Origin of the sequence: Paracoccus ravus, from assembly GCF_004522175.1 — a bacterium.
Lineage (GTDB): Bacteria > Pseudomonadota > Alphaproteobacteria > Rhodobacterales > Rhodobacteraceae > Paracoccus > Paracoccus ravus.
The window spans coordinates 41,675-60,612 of sequence record NZ_SDEB01000018.1 but is presented as its reverse complement, the minus strand read 5'-3'; the positions used below and the strand labels follow the sequence as shown (position 1 = coordinate 60,612).

Sequence of the window (18,938 nt, the reverse complement as noted above, 5' to 3'; positions counted from 1 at the left end):
AAAATCATGCTTGAGGCCTTGACCTAAGCGCGCGCCACCGATGCGATCCGATCGGCCGAGGCCCCGGCTTCCAGACTGATGACCACGGCACCTATGACGATCTCTACCCTCTTCGCCCCAAGGCTCACGACGGAAGGCGGATATTCATCCGGACCCAGCATCAGCGTCGCAAACTCAACCTGATCTTCCAGCGCAGGCAGACCCAGCAGCCCTTTTCGGGCCAGCGTCCGCCACGATGAGACATGGCTTGTCGGAACCCCGTGACGCTGTGCCACGCTGTTCACCGTGGCGCCGGGCATCAGCGAGATTCTGGCGATCATCAAGGAGCAGCAGGAGAAGGACCCGCCCAGAATCCGCCGCGTCGGCAAGCAAAGGATGCGCTACGCGCTGACCGGCCGTCCGCGCGGGCGCAAGAGAACCATCCTCGACAAGCGGGCTGAACGCCTTTCAGCCGAGGTAACGGCCGCGCCACCGCCCGTGGAATAATCCCGGAAGCCACAATCTCACCAGTTCTCGCTTGTGTCGCCGCCGTCCCCCACGACGGCATTATCTCATCTCTGGGATCCAATCTCCGCTCATAGGCAGCCGGTCAGGGTTGCGATGGCGGAGGTCTCCGCCCTGCCCGGCTGCCCGCCGACGCCCCGCCAGAGGACATTTCTGAATGGCAAAAAATGGGACAATTCTGAATGGTTGCTACATTAAGTTATAGCGAGGTGGATTCAAGTTGGAACTGCGACTTTGATGTAAAATCAGTGGATTGCATCAAGGAGTATTCATGTCCAGACCCTACCTGCATCTCGACCTCGAAGAACGCCGCAAGATCGCGAGGTGGCGCGAGGCGAAAGTCCCGGCGATCGAGATCGCGGCCCGTCTCGGCCGTCACCGCTCGACCATTTTCCGCGAACTCAGCCGTAATCGCTTCGTAGATGCCGAATTGCGCTCTCTGTCCGGCTATTACGCAATGAATGCCCATAGCCTGGCAGCCGAGCGCCGTGCGCAGCAGCGCAAGCTGATCCAGCATCCGAAACTGCGCGCGGCCGTCATCGATCGATTGCAGACTGGCTGGACGCCTGAACAAATCGCCGGACGCCTGCGCCTGGAACGCGCACCGCATCGGGTCAGCCACGAGACGATCTACCAGTACATCTATTCCAAGGACGGCCATGCGGCCGAGCTTTGGCGCCACCTGCCCGATCATCGCCGCAAACGTCACGGCCGTGGTCGAAGACGTCCACAACGCCCGAGATTTGCTGATGAATTATCCATCCGACATCGCCCGGTCGCGGTCGCCGATCGCAGCTATTTCGGCGACTGGGAGGCCGACCTGATCCAGTTCCGCAAGGAATTCGGCGCCACCAACCTGACCTCGCTGGTCGAGCGCGTCAGCCGCTTTACAGTGCTCCTCAAGAACCCCGATCGCCGTTCCCGGCCGGTCATGGACGGCCTGATCAACAGCCTCGCGCCGCTGCCTGCCCATGCCCGGCGCTCGATCACCTTCGATCGCGGGCTGGAGTTCCTGGCCTGGCCCTACCTGCAATCCGGCCTCGGCGTGGCGACGTGGTTCTGTGACCCGCAGTCCCCTTGGCAGAAAGGCACGGTGGAAAACACCAATGGCCGCGTTCGGCGGTGGCTGCCGCGCGATGTCGATCCAAAGACCCTGAACAGCCGCCAGATCATCGCACTCTGTCACCGCCTGAATGCCACGCCGAGAAAGTGCCTCGGCTATCGCACCCCGGCCGAGGTCTTCCGCGAGAAGCTAATGGTCGAAACGGAGCCCCTGCCCTAATCTCATCCGCGTCAGCGTCGCGCCTCAGCCTGAAACCACACGACAAAGCTATAATGTCTCACATTGGCAATTCAGGAATGTCACAGTTCCCCGATTGAAGCAGCTGCGTCAAAATCGGAGAACGGGGATTGGTGATGATGAGCGAGCGCGATCTGAAACGCATGTCGGTTCTGAAGGATGTCGAGGCCGGGAGGCTGCGCGCCACCGATGCGGCGGTTTTGCTGGATCTGAGCCGACGGCAGTTGCATCGCCTGTTGGCGCGCTTCCGTGCCGGTGGCGCGCCGGGGCTGGCGCATAAGGCGCGCGGCCGCAGCCCCAACAACATGATCGATCCGGCCCGCCGCAGCGAGATCCTGGAAATGGTCCGGGCGCAATTCGCCGATTTCGGCCCGAGCTTCGCGGCCGAGAAACTGGCCGAGTTGCATGGCATCACGATCTCGCGCGAGACCCTGCGCAAATGGATGATCGCAGACGGACTCTGGGCCTCCCGCAAATATCGTCGACAATTGCATCAGCCGCGGCTGCGGCGCGAGGCCTTGGGCGAGTTGATCCAGATCGACGGCTCCGAGCATCGCTGGTTCGAAGATCGCGGCCCGGCCTGCACGCTCCTGGTCTTCATCGACGACGCCACCAGCCGGTTGATGCAGATGCGCTTCGTCGCTTCGGAGACCACCTTCAGCTATTTCGGGGCGCTCGAAGGCTATCTGAAAGAACACGGCCTGCCGGTTTGCTTCTACTCGGACAAGCATTCCGTCTTCCGCGTCAATCGCCGCGGCGTCAGGGACAGCCATGAGATGACGCAATTCGGCCGTGCGCTCAATGAGCTGAACATCGAGATTCTCTGCGCCAACTCCTCGCAGGCGAAGGGTCGCGTCGAGCGCGCCAACCGGACCTTGCAGGACCGCCTGGTCAAGGAGTTACGCCTCGCCGGGATCAGCGACATGGCGGCGGCGAATGCCTTCCTGCCGGGCTTGATCGAGGCGTTCAACGCTCGTTTCGCCCCTGTCCCGCACCGCCCTGATAATCTGCATCGGGCCTTCAATATCGCGCCGGACCGCTTGCGCCGCATCCTGTGCCGGCGTGACGAACGTTTCGTTTCGCAGCAACTTTCCCTCACCTATGAGAAGCAGCGCATCATCCTCGAGCCCAATGATCTCAGCCTAGCCGCCGCCGGGAAATACATCGATCTCTACGAATATCCAGACGGTTCGGTTGAGGTGATGAAGAACGGCATCTCCCTGCCCTATACCATGTTCGACAAGGAACAGCGCGTCACCCATGCGGCTATCACCGAGAACAAGCGGCTCGGCGAGATCCTGGCGATCATCAAGGCGCAGCAGGAACAGGAACCGCCCAGGATCCGTCACGTTGGCAAACAACGGATGCGCTATGAGCTGACCGGACGCCCGCTCGGGCGCAAGAAGACCATCCTCGACAAGCGGGCTGAACGCAGAGCCGCCGAAGCCGCTGCGGCACTGCCACCGCCGGCAGAGTGACCGTCATAAGGACCTGAGCCATGCTGAGGCTGACGGCCTCGAAGACCCCAAAACCTTTTCTACGAAGTTCGCCTCTGCTCCATCAAGGCAGCCGGTCAGGGCTGCGATGGCGGGGGTCTCCGCCCCGCCCGGCTGCCGGCAGATGCCGCGCCCGAGGACATTTCTGAATGGCCAGGAATGGGACAATACTGAATGGTTGCTACATAGGTATAATTTTACCTGCACTCCCGCTCATGAGCCCGCACTGACACCTGGACCACGCGAATAGCTTCAAGAATATTTACGGGGTCTTTTTGCCGACCAGCTTTCTACGCAGACTCGAATTTTAGTGTCGGAATCCAGTGTTCGACCGCGGTCGGACCGTTTTGTTCTCTTTCTCAAATCGCCTGCTTTCAAACGAGATCAAAGTCGAGTAACCGAGAGAAAGAATCGGCATTTCGATGGCCTGGGGGAGGGCGATCTTTGCAGAACTGGACGCTCAAGGACGAGATCAGAGAATATTGGTCCTCTCGCGCGCCAACGTTCGACCTATCGCCAGGACATGAAATTTTCTCGAACGACGAGCGCGGCGCATGGCACGCGCTCATCGAGAAACATTTGGGCCGGGGAGAGCATCGCAAGGCCCTTGATCTGGCAAGTGGTACAGGGGTCATTTCCCGACTTCTTTCCGAGATGGGTTATGATGTCACCGGCATTGACTTCGCCGGACCGATGCTCGAGCGCGCACGGCAAAAGGCCTCGGATCTGGCTTTGCCGATCCGGTTCCTTGAAGCTGACGCCGAGCGCACGATGCTGCCCGAACAGGCCTTCGATGTGATCATGACCCGGCATCTCGTCTGGACTTTGCCGGATCCCGCTGCTGCCTTTGCCGATTGGTTCCGGGTCCTGAAGCCCGGCGGACGACTGCTGATCGTGGATGTGAACACTTCAGCGCGCGGCGCGCGGTCGATTGCGCTGCGCCGGGTGGCAGCGCTGCTTCGCTGGATCGATCCCCCGGCAACCCAGCCCAGTCGGGATAAAACCACCCATGACGCTATTGTCGGCCGGGTCCATTTTTCCGAAGGGGCGCGCCCCGAAGGCATCCGGGATCTCCTGACCGAGGCCGGTTTCACGGATGTGATCATCGACCGCGATCATTCTGCCATTCGCCGGGCCCAAGCCCGGCATATGCCACTTGTCCAACGCATCGAAAGAGCAAGCCAGGACCGCTATGCGATCCGCGCCAGCAAGCCATGAACAACTGACCTGACCAGCCGACCGCAAACCGGCGGCAGAAGGAGGAATGCATGATCTTGCGGAAACTAGTGCGGGAACGACCAGTAGCGATTGTGAAAAGTCTGGCTGCCGTGATCGGGATCGCGGTCCTGACCTGGGGTCAGGGCGCGGCGGCGCAGGAAAAAATCACCGTGACTGACCTCGCCGGACGAACGGTCGAGGTCCCGCATGGCGCGAAGAAAGTCATTCTTGGCGAAGGCAGGATGTTCTACGCCACGGTGATGTTCGACAAGGAGCACCCTTTCGAGCAGCTCGCGGCAATCGGCGACGATCTTCCCAAATTCGACCCCGACACTTGGGACAAATATCTGGCGCGCTTCCCCGAGGCCAAGGATGTCCCGATGATCGGCGCAGCCGCCTCGGCGGATTTCAGCGTGGAAAAGGCGCTTGAGCTGGACGTGGATGTCCTCGTGGTGACGCTGGGCTTCTACGACAAGATCAAGGAAAGCGGCGTCATCGAGCAATTGGAGAAGGCCGGCGTTCCCACCGTCTTCGTCGATTTCCGCGAGCGTCCGACCCAGAACACCGTCCCGAGCGTGCTGCTGCTCGGCCGCATCTTCGGCAAAGAGGCCCAGGCGCAGGCATTCGTGGATTACTACACCGCGCAGATGCGGCGGGTCTATATGGCCACGAATGGCCTGAAGGCCGACCAGAAGCCTACCGTCTTTGCCGAGCGCGCGGCGGGGCTTGATCCTTCGGTTTGCTGCAACACTTTCGGTAACTTCAATTTCGGCGAATTCATCGCCGAAGCGGGCGGCTTCAATATCGGCTCGAAGTACCTGACCGGGGTCAGCGGCGTACTGAACCCCGAGACGCTGGTCGTCGAAGACCCGGACTATATTCTGGCCACCGGCGCGAATTGGTCGAACTCCAATCCAGGCAATACCGCCGTCTGGCTCGGCTATGCGATGGATGAGGAAAAGGCGAAAGAGCAACTCGCCGGCCTCATGCAGCGCAGCGGCTTCCCCGAGTTGAAAGCCGTGAAAGACGGCAATGTGATGGCCGTCTACCACCAGTTTTATCAAAGCCCGTACCATTTCGTCGCGGTCCAAGCCCTCGCGAAATGGCTGCACCCCGAGCTTTTCGCCGATCTGAATCCGCAAGCGACCTTCGCGGAAATGCATGAGCGTTTCCTGCCGATCGATGTCAGCGGCGTGTTCTGGACCGAGCTGAACTAGGACGCCTCCGGCAGCGCGCGGGTTATTCAGCGCGCTGTTTCACCTGAAAGGAAATCGAATGACCGACGCGACCGTCCTCAGCGCAGGCATGCGCTATCGCCAGCGCATGGTAAGGCGCGCCTTGTTCGTGGCTATGGCCGTCGTCCTCGTCCTGATCGCCATTTGCATCGATCTGGGCGTCGGCCCGGGACGCTACGGCCCGGGAGAGGTCATTCGCGCCCTGCTCTTTCCAGATACGGTCGAACCCAAGCTTGCCATCATCGTGCGCGATGTACGCCTGCCTGTTGCGGTCATGGCGGTCTTGATAGGCGCGATGCTGGGCATTGCTGGCGCGCAGATGCAAACCATCCTGCATAACCCGCTCGCCGATCCGTTCACGCTCGGCCTTTCCTCGGCCGCGAGCTTCGGCGCTGCCTTGGCGATCTCGCTGGGCGTCGGGTTGATGCCGGTGGCAGGTTCGTTTTTCATTGCGGCCAATGCCTTCCTGTTTGCCCTGACAACATCGATCATCCTGTTCTTTTTCACCCGCATGCGCGGCGTGACCATCGAGACCTTCGTCCTTGTCGGCATCGCATTGTTCTTCACTTTCAACGCGGCGCTGGCCTTCATCCAGTACCAGTCCTCCGAGGCTCAGTTGCAGCAAATCGTATTCTGGATGATGGGTAGCCTCGCCCGCGCAAGCTGGACGAAGATCGCAATCTGCGCCGCCCTTCTTGCGTTGGTCGTGCCGCTGGCGCGGTTCCGCGGGCCGATGATGACCGCCCTGTCGCTCGGTGACGACCGCGCGGCAAGCATGGGTGTGCCCGTCGCGCGGCTGAGATTGGAAATGCTGGTGTCTATCTCGCTTCTAGCGGCGACGGCCACGGCCTTTGTCGGAACCATCGGCTTTGTCGGTCTGGTCGGCCCGCATATCGCGCGGCTTCTGGTCGGCGAGGATCAGAAGCATTTCCTGCCGGTTTCTGCCGCTGCCGGAGCCATTATCCTCTCGGTTGCCTCAACGCTGAGCAAGGCCATCACCCCTGGCGTGATCTATCCTATCGGCATCATCACGGCGCTGGTCGGGGTGCCCTTCTTTCTCAGCCTCGTGCTGTCGATCCGCAAGGAAAGCTGGCGATGACTATGGAAATCCGCGATCTGCAATTCGGCTATGGCCGTCGAAGCCTGTTTGATCGCCTTACGATCCCATCGCTCAGGCCCGGTGAGCTAGTCGCGCTCGTCGGCCCGAACGGTGTCGGGAAATCGAGTCTGTTTCGGCTGATTGCAGGACTGCTGCGGCCTCAGGCGGGTGATATCCTGCTTGGCGGTGAAAGCGCGCTGCAGCTGCCACATCAAAGCCGGGCCAAAAGGATATTCCTGCTGACCCAGCAAAGCGGCTTCCGGGCCGCCCTCCCCGTCTTCGAGGCCGTGCTGCTGTCCTTGCGGGGCTGGCAGGGCGGACGAGCGACGCATGCCGATGTGGCGCGGGTTGAGAACATGTTGGACGCGCTTGGCATCTCTTCGCTTTCCGATGCCCCCGCCAATGAGTTGAGCGGCGGGCAACAGCAATTGGTCGCGATGGCACAGGCGCTGGTCCGCGACCCTCAAGTGTTGCTACTGGATGAACCGACGAGCGCACTGGATCTGCGGCGACAGATCGAGGTCATGCAATTGGTCCGCGATACCGCGCGCAACCGGAACATCGTGGTCGTCGCGGCCTTGCATGACCTCGGTCTCGCTGCCCGCTTCGCCGACAGGTTTCTGCTGCTCGAGAACGGCATAGTTGCCGCAGACGGAACACCTGAGGCAGTGCTCCGCGATGCCGCGACTGGCCGTGTCTACGGCGTGGAAATCGACATCGCGCGTACCAACCGCGGAACCCTCATCGTGGACGCGCATCTCGTTTGAAAAGCCCAGTCCCCGGGCATCCCCAGCAAGTTCAAAACGGCGCTCAAACGTTAGGAATGCGGTGTGCAAAAGCTCCACGTATAGAACTCAAGCGCGACAGCATAGCTGTCGATGATCGAAAGCAGGATCTCAACCACGGCATCGCATGTGGGTGGCCGATCCCGAATTGATAGAGCGCTTCGCCGCCCTCGGCACCGAACCCGTTGCAGCCGAGCTTGCTACGCCCGCAGCGATGGACAAGCATATCCACGCTGAGATTGAACTTTGGAGCGGGCTACTCAAGACCGATTGAGTTGGCGTAGACCGGCGCGGTACGTGTTTGGGCCGCGAAAGCGCGCCCCATTTCGCGTCCTGTGCTACTCGTATCTTTCTACTGTCAGCGCAGGACGACAAGCACCGCACCCATGGCGATCATGGCAACGCCCGCCCATGCCGTGATCGACAGTCGTTCCCCAAGGAAGGCCGCGGCAATGATCGCAACCAGCACGACGCTGAGCTTGTCCACGGGCGCGACCTGAGCCGCATTCCCCAGCTTCAACGCCCGGAAATAGCAGATCCACGATGCCCCGGTGGCCAGACCCGACAGGATCAGGAACAGCCATGTCCTGCTGGAAATGCGGGATGGGTCCATCCAATGCCCTGTCGCGAAGACCACGGCCCCGGCCGCGAACAGGATCACGATCGTGCGTATGAACGTCGCGAAGTCGGAATTCACATTCTCGATGCCAATTTTGGCAAAGATCGCGGTCAGGGCGGCAAAGCTTGCTGAAAGCAGCGCCCATATTTGCCAGCTATCGAACAGCCTCATCTTGTCTCCAGTCTGTACGCGGTCAGATCTTCGCGCCTTTGAACCTGACCTCGGCCATGAACCCGTCAGGTTTTCCGGGCGCGGGCGAGGTCAGGCGCAGTTCGGCATCGGCATTGCGGGCAATGGTCTCGACAATGGCAAGGCCAAGCCCCGAGCCCAGATTCTGGCTGCCGGCACGCTCAAAGCGGCGGGTCAGCTTGTCCAGCGCCTCGGACGCGACGGGCGGCCCGGAATTTTCTACAACCAGCGCCGCCTGCGACAGGCGCACGGCCACGGGGGGCGCGCCATGGAGCAAGGCGTTTTCGATCAGGTTGCGGGCAAGGACGGCAAAGGCGTCGATATCCATGGCAATCGGTGTGGGGCCATCGGGCAGGTCAAGTTGCACCCGCCCGTCGAAATCCGAGGCGACCAGACGCAGCACCGGAACCATGTCATGCAGGCCGGGGTCGCGGCCCGACATGCCCTCGGCGCGGGCCAGATCAAGCAGCTTTTCCGACAGCCGCGACAGGCGGCGCAGCGAGGTGGCGATGCCTTCGGCGCGGCTGCGGGTCTCGGGGTCTGTGGTTTCGGCGATCAGGCGCTGAGTCTGGGCCAAAGTCGCGGCAATGGGGGTGCGCAGTTCATGCGCGGCATTCGAGGAAAAGTCCCGCTCGGCGGTCAGGGCCATCTCTAACTGCGCCATCAACTGATCGACCGCCTTCTGGATCGGCTCCAACTCGGCGGGCAGGTCTTGCAGCCCCAGTGGGCGCAGGTCGCCAGCATCGCGTCCGGCCACTTCGCGCGACAGGTCATCAAGCGGGGCAAGACGGCGGCGGGTGAACCAGCTGACGCCCAGAAAAGCCAACGGCAGCAGCAGGATCGAGGGCAGCAGCATCCCGGCCAGCGTCTCGCGCGCGGCGGCAGCGCGTTCCTCAAGCGGGGCCGCGATCTGCAACAGCCCGCCGCCCCCGGTTTTCAGCGTCAGAACCCGCATGTCGCCCGCAACCGAAAAACCCTCGTCCCGGTTCGTGGCAAAAAGCGCGTCATCGGCATTGCGCGACTGGAACAGGACCCGGCCATCCGGTGCGGTCATCTGGGCCACCAGATCGCCGCGCCGGGGCGTACCTTTCTTGATGCCCTCGATCGCCAGCAGCCGGTCGGCGGTGCGGCCAAGGGCGGCGTCATAGACCTCGTCGATCTCATGGCGCAGGATGATCCAGCCGACCAGCAGCGCGATCAGCCAGGTAAGGACAATGCCCGCGCCGAAACCAAGGGCAAGATCGCGGCGCAGGCTGCGGGGGCGGGACATGGGGACTCCATCGCTGCGTCCGTTCATTGAGGCCGGATTCCCCGCCACGTCCAGCCGCAATTTCTAGTCGCGACCCAGCAGCAGCGGTTCGCTGGTCGGGCTTTCCGTCAGCACCGGGCGGGGCCTGCCGCTGCGCCGGATCAACCATGCCGCGCCCAGCAGATCGACCGCGCCAACCAGCGCGCGTTGCAGGTTCGAATAGTTCGACCGGCCAGAAAGGCGCGCGCGGTGACTGACGGGGGCGACCAGCACCTCCCAGCCGTCGCGGCGCATCATCGCCGGGGTGAAGCGGTGGATGTGGTCGAAAAACGGCATCGCTCGCCACGCCTCGCGCCGGAACAGCTTCAGCCCGCAGCCGGAATCCGCGACCCCGTCCTGCAGCACGGCATTGCGCAAGCCATTGGCCAGACGCGAGGCGAAGCGCTTGCTGGCCGTGTCGCGGCGGCCCAGACGCTGGCCCTGCACCAGCCCGACCTTTGCGGCGGGCGCGATGGCAAGGGCCGCGATCAGCATCGGAATCTGGTCGGGCGGGTTCTGCCCGTCGCCATCCAGCGTCGCGACCCAATCATAGCGCGCCGCATTCACGCCGCTGCGGATCGCCGCCGATTGTCCGCTGCACAGCGCATGGCGGATCAGGCGCAGGCGCGGCTCATGCGCGGCCAGTTCCAGCACCCGTGCGGCAGTGGCGTCCTGCGATCCGTCATCGACGATGATGACCTCGATCTCGCGCTCGGGCAGCGCGGCGAAGCATTCGGCGATCAGCCCGGCGATCGCGCCCTCTTCATTGTGGCAGGGAATGACGACGGAAAGAGAGGTGACGCTCATTTGCATGCCTCATTGTTTTGTTGGTCTTGGTCGGGGGAAAGCCACAGCCCGTAACTCTGGCTGCGGAAGGTGAAGATGTCCGAGGGCGCGGGCTCTTGCGGCGCGCGTTCGGTGGGCATGACAAGGATGCGGGCAGGGCATTCGGCCAGCCATGCAAGCCCGGCTTCGGGCGCGTCGAACAGCTTTACCGAGTTGCGAAGGCGTCCGGCAAAGTTGAACTCGCCCGCGTATTTGTCGCCGAAGAGACCGACGCCCGCCGCGTCATGCAAAGCAAGGCGACGGCCCAGATTGCCCGCGTCATAGTTCTCGGTCATGCGGCCCAGAAACAGGGCGGAGAGCGACAGGATGATCGCGCTGCTGGCAAGAGCGGCCACGATTCCTCCGCGCCAGACCAGCAGGGCTGCGGTCAGGGCAAGCGCGGTCGCCAGAAGGGCGGGCGCAAGCGGCTGGGCCGCCATGGCCCATTCCTTGGGGCCAAAGCCAAGGATGATCGCGCCAAGCACCAGGGCCAAGGCCACGGGGACAAGCGCCGCCGCCCGCAGCGGCAGGCGTGGCAAGGCCAGCGCCGGGGCAAAGGCGATGGCCACGGCGGGCAGCATCGGCAGCAGGTAATGCGTCTGCTTGCCGCTGATCAGGCTGAAGATCGCGAAGGTTGCGCCGATCCAGACCGGCAGCGGGCCGGGCAGCCGCGCCGCGCGCCATGCCGCCGGGGACCAACCCCAGGGCCAGATCAGCAGCGGCGCCAAGGCAAGGAAAAACCAGATCGGTTTCTGATGGGCAAAGGAATCGACCATGCGCCCGGCACTTTGCGTCCACAGGACGGCGGTGCGGTATTCGGATCCGCCCGCAATCAGCGCCGGACCCAGCCAAAGCAGGACGATGCAAAGCCCCGCCAGCAGGCCAAGGGCCACACCCTTGGGCATTTGCCGCCAGCCGATCCCGGCCCAAAGCGGCGTGGCCAGCGCCACGGGCAGCAGATGGATCAGGATGACCGGCCCCTTGGCCAAAGCGCCAAGCGCCAGCGCCGCGCCCCATCCCAGCCATGCCGCCCGCCCGCGCGTGGCGACCCCAGTCAGCGCGGTGACGCCCAACACGGTGGCCAATGTCTGCATCGCGTCGAACATGGTCAGCCCGGCAAAGAAGCTGAAGCCCAGCATTCCGGCCAGAACCAGCGCGGCATGGCTGCCGATCTCGGGCCTGTCGGGGACCAGCTTGCGTGCCAGTCGTGCGGTCGCCCAGACCGAGGCCACGCCAAAGACGGGTGCAACCAGCCGCGCCGCGATCTCGGACGGGCCGGTGACCAGCCAAACAAGGTTGATCAGCCAGAACAGCAAGGGCGGCTTGTGGCTATAGGGCAGCCCGTTCAGATGCGGGACCAGCCAGTCGCCGGACAGCCGCATCTCCCATGCGACGGTCAGGTAGCGGGTCTCGTCGATGGGCATGGCCGGGCGCAGCAGGACACCCAGCACCGACAGTCCCGTAAACAGGAGCATCGCCAGCGCAAGCGGCGGGATCACCAGCGTGTCGCGCCGGATCTGCGAGATCTGGTCGCTCATGCGGCGGCCTTCGCCACGGTCTCGGCCCGGATCAGCCGCAGATTGCGCAGATAGACGACCAGACCCGAGGCCTGTCCGATGACAAAGACCGGATCGCGCCGCGCCAGCGCATAGCAGAGCAGCGTGACCCCGCCCGCAAGGCTAAGCCACCAAAAGGCCAGGGGGACGACGCTTCGGCCCTGTCTTTCGCTGGCGATCCACTGGATCATAAATCGGGCGCTGAACAGCATCTGGCCCAAAAGGCCGATGCCAAGCCAAAGATTGGATGTGGTCATGTTCCCGTCCATGCAGTTCCGCTCCGGTTGCCGCTGGCGCGGCCCGGGTCATCGTTTCTGCGGCGGGATTAGAGGGCGAAGCTGAAACGAAGCTGAACGCCGGACAGGTTATTTCGGGATGCGGTATCCTAGGCCACGCTGGGTCTGGATGCTGTCGCGGCCCAGCTTTCGGCGCAGGCGGCTGACATAGACTTCGACGGTGTTGCTCTCGACGCCTTCCTCGAAGCTGTAAAGCCGGTCCTCGATCTCGGGGCGCGAGACATAGCGGCCGGCATTGCGCAGCAGCGTCTCAAGCACGATCCATTCGCGGCGTCCCAGATCGACCGGCCCTTCAGGTCCCGAGACCTGCCGTGCGGCCAGATCGACGCGGAACTCGCCAAGCGCAATCAGCGGATTGGGGTTGCCGTTATAGCGTCGCGCGACGGCCCCGATCCGGGCCGAAAGCTCGGACAGATCAAAGGGTTTGACCAGATAGTCATCGGCCCCGGCATTCAACCCTTCGATCCGGTCCGAGATGCGGTCCATTGCCGTCAGGATGATCACCGGCGTCGTTGCACCACGTCCGCGCATGGCGCGCAGAAACGGAATACCCCGCCCATCGGGCAGCATCAGGTCCAGCAGGATCAGGTCGTAATCGACGGTCTCGGTGCAGGCTTGGGCATCGGCCAGCTCGCGCACCCAATCGGCCAGATGGCCGTCGGCGACGATCTGTTCGCGGACGGCGGGACCCAGCCCCACGTCATCCTCAATCAGCAAGATCCGCATGATCGCCCCTTTCGTGACCGCCGTTCAGCTTGCCTTCAGCTTCGCGCGTCAAGGACGCGGCATGACAGAATCATCCGCCCCCTCCCGCCCTTTTCGCCCCTTTCTTTTCGTTGCGGCAATCCTTGTCCTGCAAGCCATCACCCTTGCCGTAGTCTGGGCGATGCATCTGCAGGCCAATGGCAATTTCCACGAGGTCATCAAGGGAGAGCTTTACCGCTCGGCCCAGCCTGATGGCGCGCAACTGGCGGATTGGGCGCAAAAGCACGGCTTTCGCAGCGTGCTGAACCTGCGCGGGGCCTCGGATCAGGGATGGTATGTCGAAGAGATCGCGACCTCACAGCGGCTGGGGCTGGAGCATGCCGATTTCGGCATGAGTGCCGGCAAGCCGCTGTCGCAGGAGCGTGCCGATCAGCTGATCGCCCTGATGCACCGCCTGCCGAAGCCGCTTTTGATCCATTGCAAGCAGGGTGCGGACCGGACCGGGCTGGCCTCGGCGCTGTATCTCGCGGCGAAAGGCGCAGACGAGGGTGCGGCCGAGGGGCAGATCTCATTCCGCTATGGCCATGTCGGCCTGCCGCTGACCGCCGCTTGGCCGATGGATCAAAGCTGGGAAGCGCTGGAGCCCTCGCTGGGGTTTGAAGGCTGAACCGGCGGGCCGTCGTCTAATCCGACCAATTTGGTCTGACGAATCTTGACTTTTATGCTAAAGATTCATCTAAGCCGCGCAGACCCCCTTGCCAGATACAGGTTGTATTCATGCTCGCGCGCCTTTTCGCCCTGACCACGACGCTTTGTGCAGTCCAACTCTCGGCCGCTCTTGCCGACCCGCTTACCTTGACCGACATCGCTGGCCGCGAGGTCACCGTCGAGGCCCCGGCCAAGCGCATCATTTTGGGCGAAGGCCGCCAGATCTACCTGCTGGGCGCGTTGGAACACGAAAATCCCTTCGCCCGCGTCGTCGGCTGGCGCGAGGATCTGCTGCAGGCCGATCCCGACACCTATGCTGCTTACGCCGCGAAATTCCCGCAATTGAAGGACTTGCCGACCTTTGGCGGCTTCAAGGACGGCACTTTCGATGTCGAGCAGGCCGCCGCGCTTAAGCCCGACGTCATCCTGATGAACCTCGAATCCAAGGCCGCGACCGAGGATGCGGGCTATGATAAGAAACTGGGCGAGTTGGGCATTCCGATCGTCTATGTCGATTTCCGCGAAGACCCTGTCGCTCATAGCGTCAAATCTATGGAAATCATGGGCCAGCTGGTAGGCAAAGAAGACGAGGCACAGGAATATGTCGAGTTCGTCGATCAGCAGATGAAGCGCGTGACCGATGTCATCGCCAAATCCGAGATCAAGCGCCCTCTGGTCTTTGTCGACCGCGCTGGCGGCTATTCGGATGATTGCTGCATGACCTTCGGTAACGGCAATTTCGGCGAATATGTCGAGATGGCGGGTGGCTCCAACATTGCCAAGGACATCCTGCCAACCACCTTCGGCACGCTGAACCCCGAACAGATCATCGCCTCAAACCCAGATCAAGTCATCGTCACCGGCGGCCAATGGGAGGCCTATGTCCCCGGCGGGGCTTGGGTCGGCGTCGGTCCCGGCTCTGACATGAAACTTGCACATGAAAAGCTGGACGCTTTGACCAAGCGCACAGCGATGACCGGCACCAAGGCGGTCGAGACCGGTAACTTCCACGCCATCTGGCACCAGTTCTACGACAACCCCTATTACTTCGTGGCAGTCCAACAGCTGGCGAAATGGTTGCAGCCGGAACTTTTCGCCGATCTCGACCCCGAGGCTACGCTGAAAGAACTGCACACGCGGTTCCTGCCGGTGGATTACCAGCCGGGCTATTGGGTCTCGCTCAATGACAAGTAAAGCCGATCCTGAGGATCAGGTTGTGACGGGGCGCGATTTCTATCGCGCCCTCGTCATTCGCAAACAGCTCATCCTTGCAGCGCTGGCGGCGGCGCTGTTTCTGAGCCTATGCACCGATCTGGCGCTTGGCCCGGCGCGCTATTCTTTGGGCGAGGTGGTCGACGCGCTGCTGCGTCCCGGTTCCGTCGACGAACGAATCCGCGTTATCCTATGGGAAATCCGCATGCCTGTCGCTTTGATGGCGATGACGGTGGGGGCCAGCCTGTCGATTGCGGGCATGCAGATGCAGACCATCCTGAACAACCCCCTCGCAAGCCCCTTCACCTTGGGCATTTCGGCGGGCGCCGGCTTCGGGGCGGCCTTGGCGCTGGCCTTTGGCGTCGCGATTTTCCCCTTTGCCATCGAATATGTCATTCCGCTCAATGCTTTCGTGATGGCGATGCTGACCTCGCTTGCGATCTATGGCCTCAGCCTGCGGCGCGGTGTCAGCAGCGAGACCATCGTGCTGCTCGGCATCGCGCTGGTCTTTATCTTCAATGCGCTGATGTCGCTGATCCAGTTCTTTGCCAGCCAGCAGGCGGTGGCGGCGGTGGTCTTCTGGACCATGGGCAGCCTGACGAAAGCGACTTGGCCCAAACTCTGGATCTCGCTAACGGTGCTGGCTTTGTCGTTGCCCCTGCTGGCGCGGCGCGGCTGGGCGCTGACCGCGATCCGACTGGGCGACGCCAAGGCCGAAAGCATGGGCGTCAAACTGCGCAGCTTGCGGCTTGAGGTGCTCGTCATCGTCAGCTTGCTCGCCGCGATCTCGGTATCCTTCGTTGGCACCATCGGCTTTGTCGGTCTGGTTGGCCCGCATATCGCGCGCATGCTTTTGGGCGAGGATCAGCGCTTCCTGCTGCCCGGCGCGGCGCTTTCTGGCGCGCTGATCCTGTCGGTTGGCTCGGTTCTGTCCAAGATAATCATTCCCGGCACGGTGATCCCGATCGGGATCATCACCTCGATCGTGGGGATTCCCTTCTTCCTGTATCTGATCCTAAGCCGCCGGGGGACGTCATGGTAAGCCTACAACTGACCGGTCTGAGCGCGTCCTATCGCGGGAAAAAGGTGCTCTCCGGCATCTCGACCCCTGCGGCGCTGCGGGGCGGCCAACTGGTCGCGCTATTGGGCCCGAACGGGGCCGGGAAAACAACCCTGTTCCGCCGCATCTTCGGCCTGCTGTCGGGTCCGGGCCAGATCATGATCGAGGACGCGACCGCCGCCCGCCCCATCGCCTATATGCCGCAGGACAATGGCGCACAGCCGGTGCTTTCGGTCTATGAATCGATCCTATTGGCCCGCATGCAGGGTCGTCGGTTGAGGGTTCTGCCAGAGGATCATGCCGAGGTCGAGCGCGTCTTGAGCCTGCTTGGCGTGGCGCATCTGCGCAGCCGGAATGTCGGTGACCTCAGCGGCGGTCAGCGCCAGATGGTGAACGCGGCGCAGGCCTTGGCGCAGCAACCGCAGATCCTGCTGATGGATGAGCCGACCTCGGCGCTGGATCTCAGCCGCCAGATCGACCTTTTGTCGCTGCTGCGCCGCCTGACGCGGGATGAGGGGTTGTTGATCGTCGTGGCGCTGCACGACCTTGGCCATGCCCTGCGCTTTGCCGATGCGGCGATGGTGATCGACCAAGGCCACCTTGCCGCTTGCGGCCCGACCGCCGAGGTCATCACCCCCGCCCTGCTGCATCAGGTCTTCGATGTCGAGGCACGGGTCGAGCCCTGTTCCAAGGGCGCGCCGCAACTGATCGTCGAGGGCCGGGCCACGCCCCAGTTGGCGACCGCATAGACGATCCCGCAGATGCCCCACCAATGACCGGGGCATCCGGCTTTTCGCCTCTGTCGCAGGATCGCAATCGCCTTGCGCATCTCGGGTTTGTCCCAAGCTGCCACCCGGGCCTTGAAGCCCGGATTGGCGATGTTCAGGTCGAGGGGATCTCGGCGCGTGCGAGACAAACCGCCATGGCGCATTTGCCCGCACGCAGCTTGGCCACTCCCCTCGCCGCATTGCCTCTGGCCTTTACGCCTCGCGGCTGCTGCCCGTCGCCGCGGTCAGTGCCGCGTCCAGATCGGCAATCAGGTCTTCGACATTCTCGATCCCGATCGACAGGCGAACGACATCAGGACCCGCACCTGCCGCGATTTTCTGCGCATCGCTCAACTGGCTATGCGTCGTCGAGGCCGAATGGATGACAAGCGAGCGCGCATCACCCAGATTGGCGACATGGCTGAACATTTTGAGCCCCTCCACGAAACGGATTGCGGCCTCGTAACCGCCTTTGATGGCAAAGCTGAACAGGGCTCCGGTGCCCTTGGGATAGACCCGCTGCGCGGTCGCATTCCAGGGCGAAGCTGCAAGCCCGGCATAGTTGACCGCATTGACGCGGGGATCCGCCTCCAGCCATTCGGCAACAGCCTGTGCATTGGCGACATGGCGCTCCATCCGCAGGCCCAGCGTTTCGATGCCCAGAAGCGTGTAATGCGCGGCCTGGGGGTTCATCGTCATTCCAAGGTCGCGCAGACCAATCGCAATACCGTGGAAGGTGAATGCGAGTTCGCCGAAGGCCTTATGGAATTCAAGCCCGTAATAGGCCGGTTCGGGCTGGGACAGGCTGCGCGGGCTTTGTCAGGTTGCGGGGTCCTGAGTGCTACGATCGGCGTTGATGATGTGACCGCCCCCCGACGGCATCTCTGTGCCAAGGTGGGTCTGCAACGATCCACAAAGGAGAGCGGTCATGTCGGAGATTACCACTGTCGCCCTCGCGGCTCGAGGTGAACTCCACCGCCCGAATGTCGCCGGTGGCCGTGTCCATGGCCAGATGGACCTTGCGATACTGGCGTCTGCGATGGGTGCCGTGCTTGTGGGCCAGCAATTCGCCATCGCCGAGAAACTTGATCCCCGTGCTGTCGACCAAGAGGTTCAGAGGCCCTGGGCCACGGCGGTTCGTGATCTGGATCGTGATTTTCCACTGCCTGCGGCTCAGGGTCGAGAAATCGGGCACCTGCCAATCAAGCCCGGCCATCTCCAGAATGCTGGCCACCATTCCTGTGTGAGTAAGGTCAGGATCAGTCGTTCAACGAATCCTTCACTCGTTCCCACGCCTTGCGCAGATGCTTGCTAATCACAGCTGATAAGCGATCAGCGTCGCGATTTTCTAGGGCAGCTATCATTTCCTCGTGCTCGGCAACGGCCTTGGCCCATTTTTCAGGTCCCTCATGGCCGATGAAACGAATTCGTTTTAGCCGCGTCTGGAGCAGTGAGTGAACATCGGACAGGGCAGCATTATCAGCCAGCGCCACGATCGCCGAGTGGATGTCTTGGTTCAACTTGTAATATCCCAGCCGATCGCCGCTGCGATAACAGCCGAGCATTTCGTCATGCATGGCTCGGACCTTTGAAATGCCATGTGTCGTGGCCAGTTCACAGGCGCTGCGAGCGGCGGTTTCCTCAAGCATGCGTACGACATCCAGCATATCGCGCACTTCTTTGGCCGCGAACTTCTTGACCACTGCCCCCCGGCTCGGGATCAGGTCGACCAAACCCTCGCCTGCAAGATTCTTGAGGGCTTCGCGCAAGGGCGTGCGAGAGACCCCCAGCATGCTCCCTATCTGGCCCTCGTTAACGCGCGACCCGGGGGGCAAGTCTCCTTCGATGATCATGTCACGCAGTCGATTAAGGATCGCATCATGCAACGAATGACGCTCGATCTTGATCGCGGCAGTATCCCGCTCCGGTGTCTCTGACATTGGGTGATGCAACGAAACCTCCGGATTTTTCGCATGGAACCAATCATATGCAGACGCGCGTCAATTGTCCATTCTGAATGCTGTATACAGAATAATTGCCTCACCTCTCCGAATGATCTACGACTGAAGGCACTAA

The 18,938-nt window shown here is 62.4% G+C and carries 20 protein-coding genes and 2 pseudogenes; 12 read left to right on the top strand and 10 right to left on the bottom strand.

Annotation, left to right across the window (positions count from 1 at the left end; translation table 11 throughout):
* Window positions 1–23 precede the first annotated feature (23 nt).
* A complete protein-coding gene (locus ESZ60_RS14500) occupies window positions 24–299 on the bottom strand; it encodes a transposase (RefSeq protein WP_245155710.1) in 276 nt (91 codons plus the stop codon).
* On the opposite strand from ESZ60_RS14500, the gene ESZ60_RS20815 reads away from it, so the two are divergent.
* The 8 genes from ESZ60_RS20815 to ESZ60_RS20810 all read left to right on the top strand — a co-directional run bounded on the left by ESZ60_RS20815 (window position 286) and on the right by ESZ60_RS20810 (window position 7,911).
* Entirely contained in the window at window positions 286–486 is a 201-nt protein-coding gene (locus ESZ60_RS20815; protein WP_167620160.1) for a hypothetical protein, read from the top strand. The two genes, ESZ60_RS14500 and ESZ60_RS20815, sit on opposite strands and share 14 nt — an antisense overlap.
* Before the next feature lie 289 nt (window positions 487–775).
* Entirely contained in the window at window positions 776–1,786 is a 1,011-nt protein-coding gene (locus ESZ60_RS14495) for an IS30 family transposase (RefSeq protein WP_134681444.1), read from the top strand.
* Between the two features lie 134 nt (window positions 1,787–1,920).
* Window positions 1,921–3,282 (top strand): ISNCY family transposase, encoded by a 1,362-nt coding sequence (locus ESZ60_RS14490; protein ID WP_245155709.1) that lies wholly within the window; start codon window positions 1,921–1,923, stop codon window positions 3,280–3,282.
* Between the two features lie 462 nt (window positions 3,283–3,744).
* On the top strand, window positions 3,745–4,518 hold the full coding sequence (locus ESZ60_RS14485) for a class I SAM-dependent methyltransferase (protein WP_134681443.1): 774 nt from the start codon (window positions 3,745–3,747) through the stop codon (window positions 4,516–4,518).
* A gap of 92 nt (window positions 4,519–4,610) precedes the next feature.
* Window positions 4,611–5,735, top strand: a complete 1,125-nt coding sequence (locus ESZ60_RS14480; protein ID WP_167620166.1) for an ABC transporter substrate-binding protein — start codon at window positions 4,611–4,613, stop codon at window positions 5,733–5,735.
* 58 nt (window positions 5,736–5,793) lie between these two features.
* The gene (locus ESZ60_RS14475; RefSeq protein WP_134681441.1) at window positions 5,794–6,852 is read left to right on the top strand and encodes a FecCD family ABC transporter permease; all 1,059 of its coding nucleotides are present in this window, start codon (window positions 5,794–5,796) and stop codon (window positions 6,850–6,852) included.
* Complete coding sequence (locus ESZ60_RS14470) at window positions 6,849–7,619, top strand: ABC transporter ATP-binding protein (RefSeq protein ID WP_134681440.1); 771 nt, start codon at window positions 6,849–6,851, stop codon at window positions 7,617–7,619. Before ESZ60_RS14475 ends, ESZ60_RS14470 begins: the two co-directional genes overlap by 4 nt.
* 145 nt (window positions 7,620–7,764) lie before the next feature.
* Entirely contained in the window at window positions 7,765–7,911 is a 147-nt protein-coding gene (locus ESZ60_RS20810; protein WP_167620165.1) for a hypothetical protein, read from the top strand.
* A gap of 84 nt (window positions 7,912–7,995) precedes the next feature.
* Here the strand turns inward: ESZ60_RS20810 and ESZ60_RS14465 are convergent, their stop codons facing one another.
* The 6 genes from ESZ60_RS14465 to ESZ60_RS14440 all read right to left on the bottom strand — a co-directional run bounded on the left by ESZ60_RS14465 (window position 7,996) and on the right by ESZ60_RS14440 (window position 13,136).
* A complete protein-coding gene (locus ESZ60_RS14465) occupies window positions 7,996–8,427 on the bottom strand; it encodes an EamA family transporter (RefSeq protein WP_134681439.1) in 432 nt (143 codons plus the stop codon).
* A gap of 22 nt (window positions 8,428–8,449) precedes the next feature.
* Complete coding sequence (locus ESZ60_RS14460) at window positions 8,450–9,715, bottom strand: histidine kinase dimerization/phospho-acceptor domain-containing protein (protein WP_134681438.1); 1,266 nt, start codon at window positions 9,713–9,715, stop codon at window positions 8,450–8,452.
* 63 nt (window positions 9,716–9,778) lie between these two features.
* Complete coding sequence (locus tag ESZ60_RS14455; protein ID WP_134681437.1) at window positions 9,779–10,540, bottom strand: glycosyltransferase family 2 protein; 762 nt, start codon at window positions 10,538–10,540, stop codon at window positions 9,779–9,781.
* Window positions 10,537–12,096 carry an ArnT family glycosyltransferase gene (locus ESZ60_RS14450; RefSeq protein WP_134681436.1) on the bottom strand — a complete coding sequence of 520 codons (1,560 nt, stop codon included), beginning with the start codon at window positions 12,094–12,096 and terminating at the stop codon, window positions 10,537–10,539. The genes ESZ60_RS14455 and ESZ60_RS14450 overlap by 4 nt, the downstream gene beginning before the upstream one ends.
* Window positions 12,093–12,371, bottom strand: a complete 279-nt coding sequence (locus ESZ60_RS14445; protein WP_134681435.1) for a lipid-A-disaccharide synthase N-terminal domain-containing protein — start codon at window positions 12,369–12,371, stop codon at window positions 12,093–12,095. The genes ESZ60_RS14450 and ESZ60_RS14445 overlap by 4 nt, the downstream gene beginning before the upstream one ends.
* 108 nt (window positions 12,372–12,479) lie before the next feature.
* On the bottom strand, window positions 12,480–13,136 hold the full coding sequence (locus ESZ60_RS14440) for a response regulator (RefSeq protein WP_134681434.1): 657 nt from the start codon (window positions 13,134–13,136) through the stop codon (window positions 12,480–12,482).
* Window positions 13,137–13,197: 61 nt separating this feature from the next.
* On the opposite strand from ESZ60_RS14440, the gene ESZ60_RS14435 reads away from it, so the two are divergent.
* The 4 genes from ESZ60_RS14435 to ESZ60_RS14420 all read left to right on the top strand — a co-directional run bounded on the left by ESZ60_RS14435 (window position 13,198) and on the right by ESZ60_RS14420 (window position 16,844).
* On the top strand, window positions 13,198–13,782 hold the full coding sequence (locus ESZ60_RS14435) for a tyrosine-protein phosphatase (protein WP_209021305.1): 585 nt from the start codon (window positions 13,198–13,200) through the stop codon (window positions 13,780–13,782).
* A gap of 110 nt (window positions 13,783–13,892) precedes the next feature.
* Complete coding sequence (locus ESZ60_RS14430; RefSeq protein WP_134681433.1) at window positions 13,893–15,017, top strand: ABC transporter substrate-binding protein; 1,125 nt, start codon at window positions 13,893–13,895, stop codon at window positions 15,015–15,017.
* Window positions 15,018–15,039: 22 nt separating this feature from the next.
* On the top strand, window positions 15,040–16,077 hold the full coding sequence (locus ESZ60_RS14425; RefSeq protein ID WP_245155708.1) for a FecCD family ABC transporter permease: 1,038 nt from the start codon (window positions 15,040–15,042) through the stop codon (window positions 16,075–16,077).
* Entirely contained in the window at window positions 16,071–16,844 is a 774-nt protein-coding gene (locus tag ESZ60_RS14420; protein WP_134681431.1) for an ABC transporter ATP-binding protein, read from the top strand. The genes ESZ60_RS14425 and ESZ60_RS14420 overlap by 7 nt, the downstream gene beginning before the upstream one ends.
* 231 nt (window positions 16,845–17,075) lie before the next feature.
* On the opposite strand, the pseudogene ESZ60_RS14415 reads toward ESZ60_RS14420, so the two are convergent.
* The 3 genes and pseudogenes from ESZ60_RS14415 to ESZ60_RS14405 all read right to left on the bottom strand — a co-directional run.
* Window positions 17,076–17,669 (bottom strand): annotated as a pseudogene (locus tag ESZ60_RS14415) (PLP-dependent transferase); the annotation flags it as partial.
* Between the two features lie 136 nt (window positions 17,670–17,805).
* A pseudogene (locus ESZ60_RS14410) lies at window positions 17,806–18,105 on the bottom strand (transposase); the annotation flags it as partial.
* Between the two features lie 16 nt (window positions 18,106–18,121).
* A complete protein-coding gene (locus ESZ60_RS14405) occupies window positions 18,122–18,802 on the bottom strand; it encodes a GntR family transcriptional regulator (RefSeq protein ID WP_134681430.1) in 681 nt (226 codons plus the stop codon).
* Window positions 18,803–18,938: the final 136 nt, after the last annotated feature.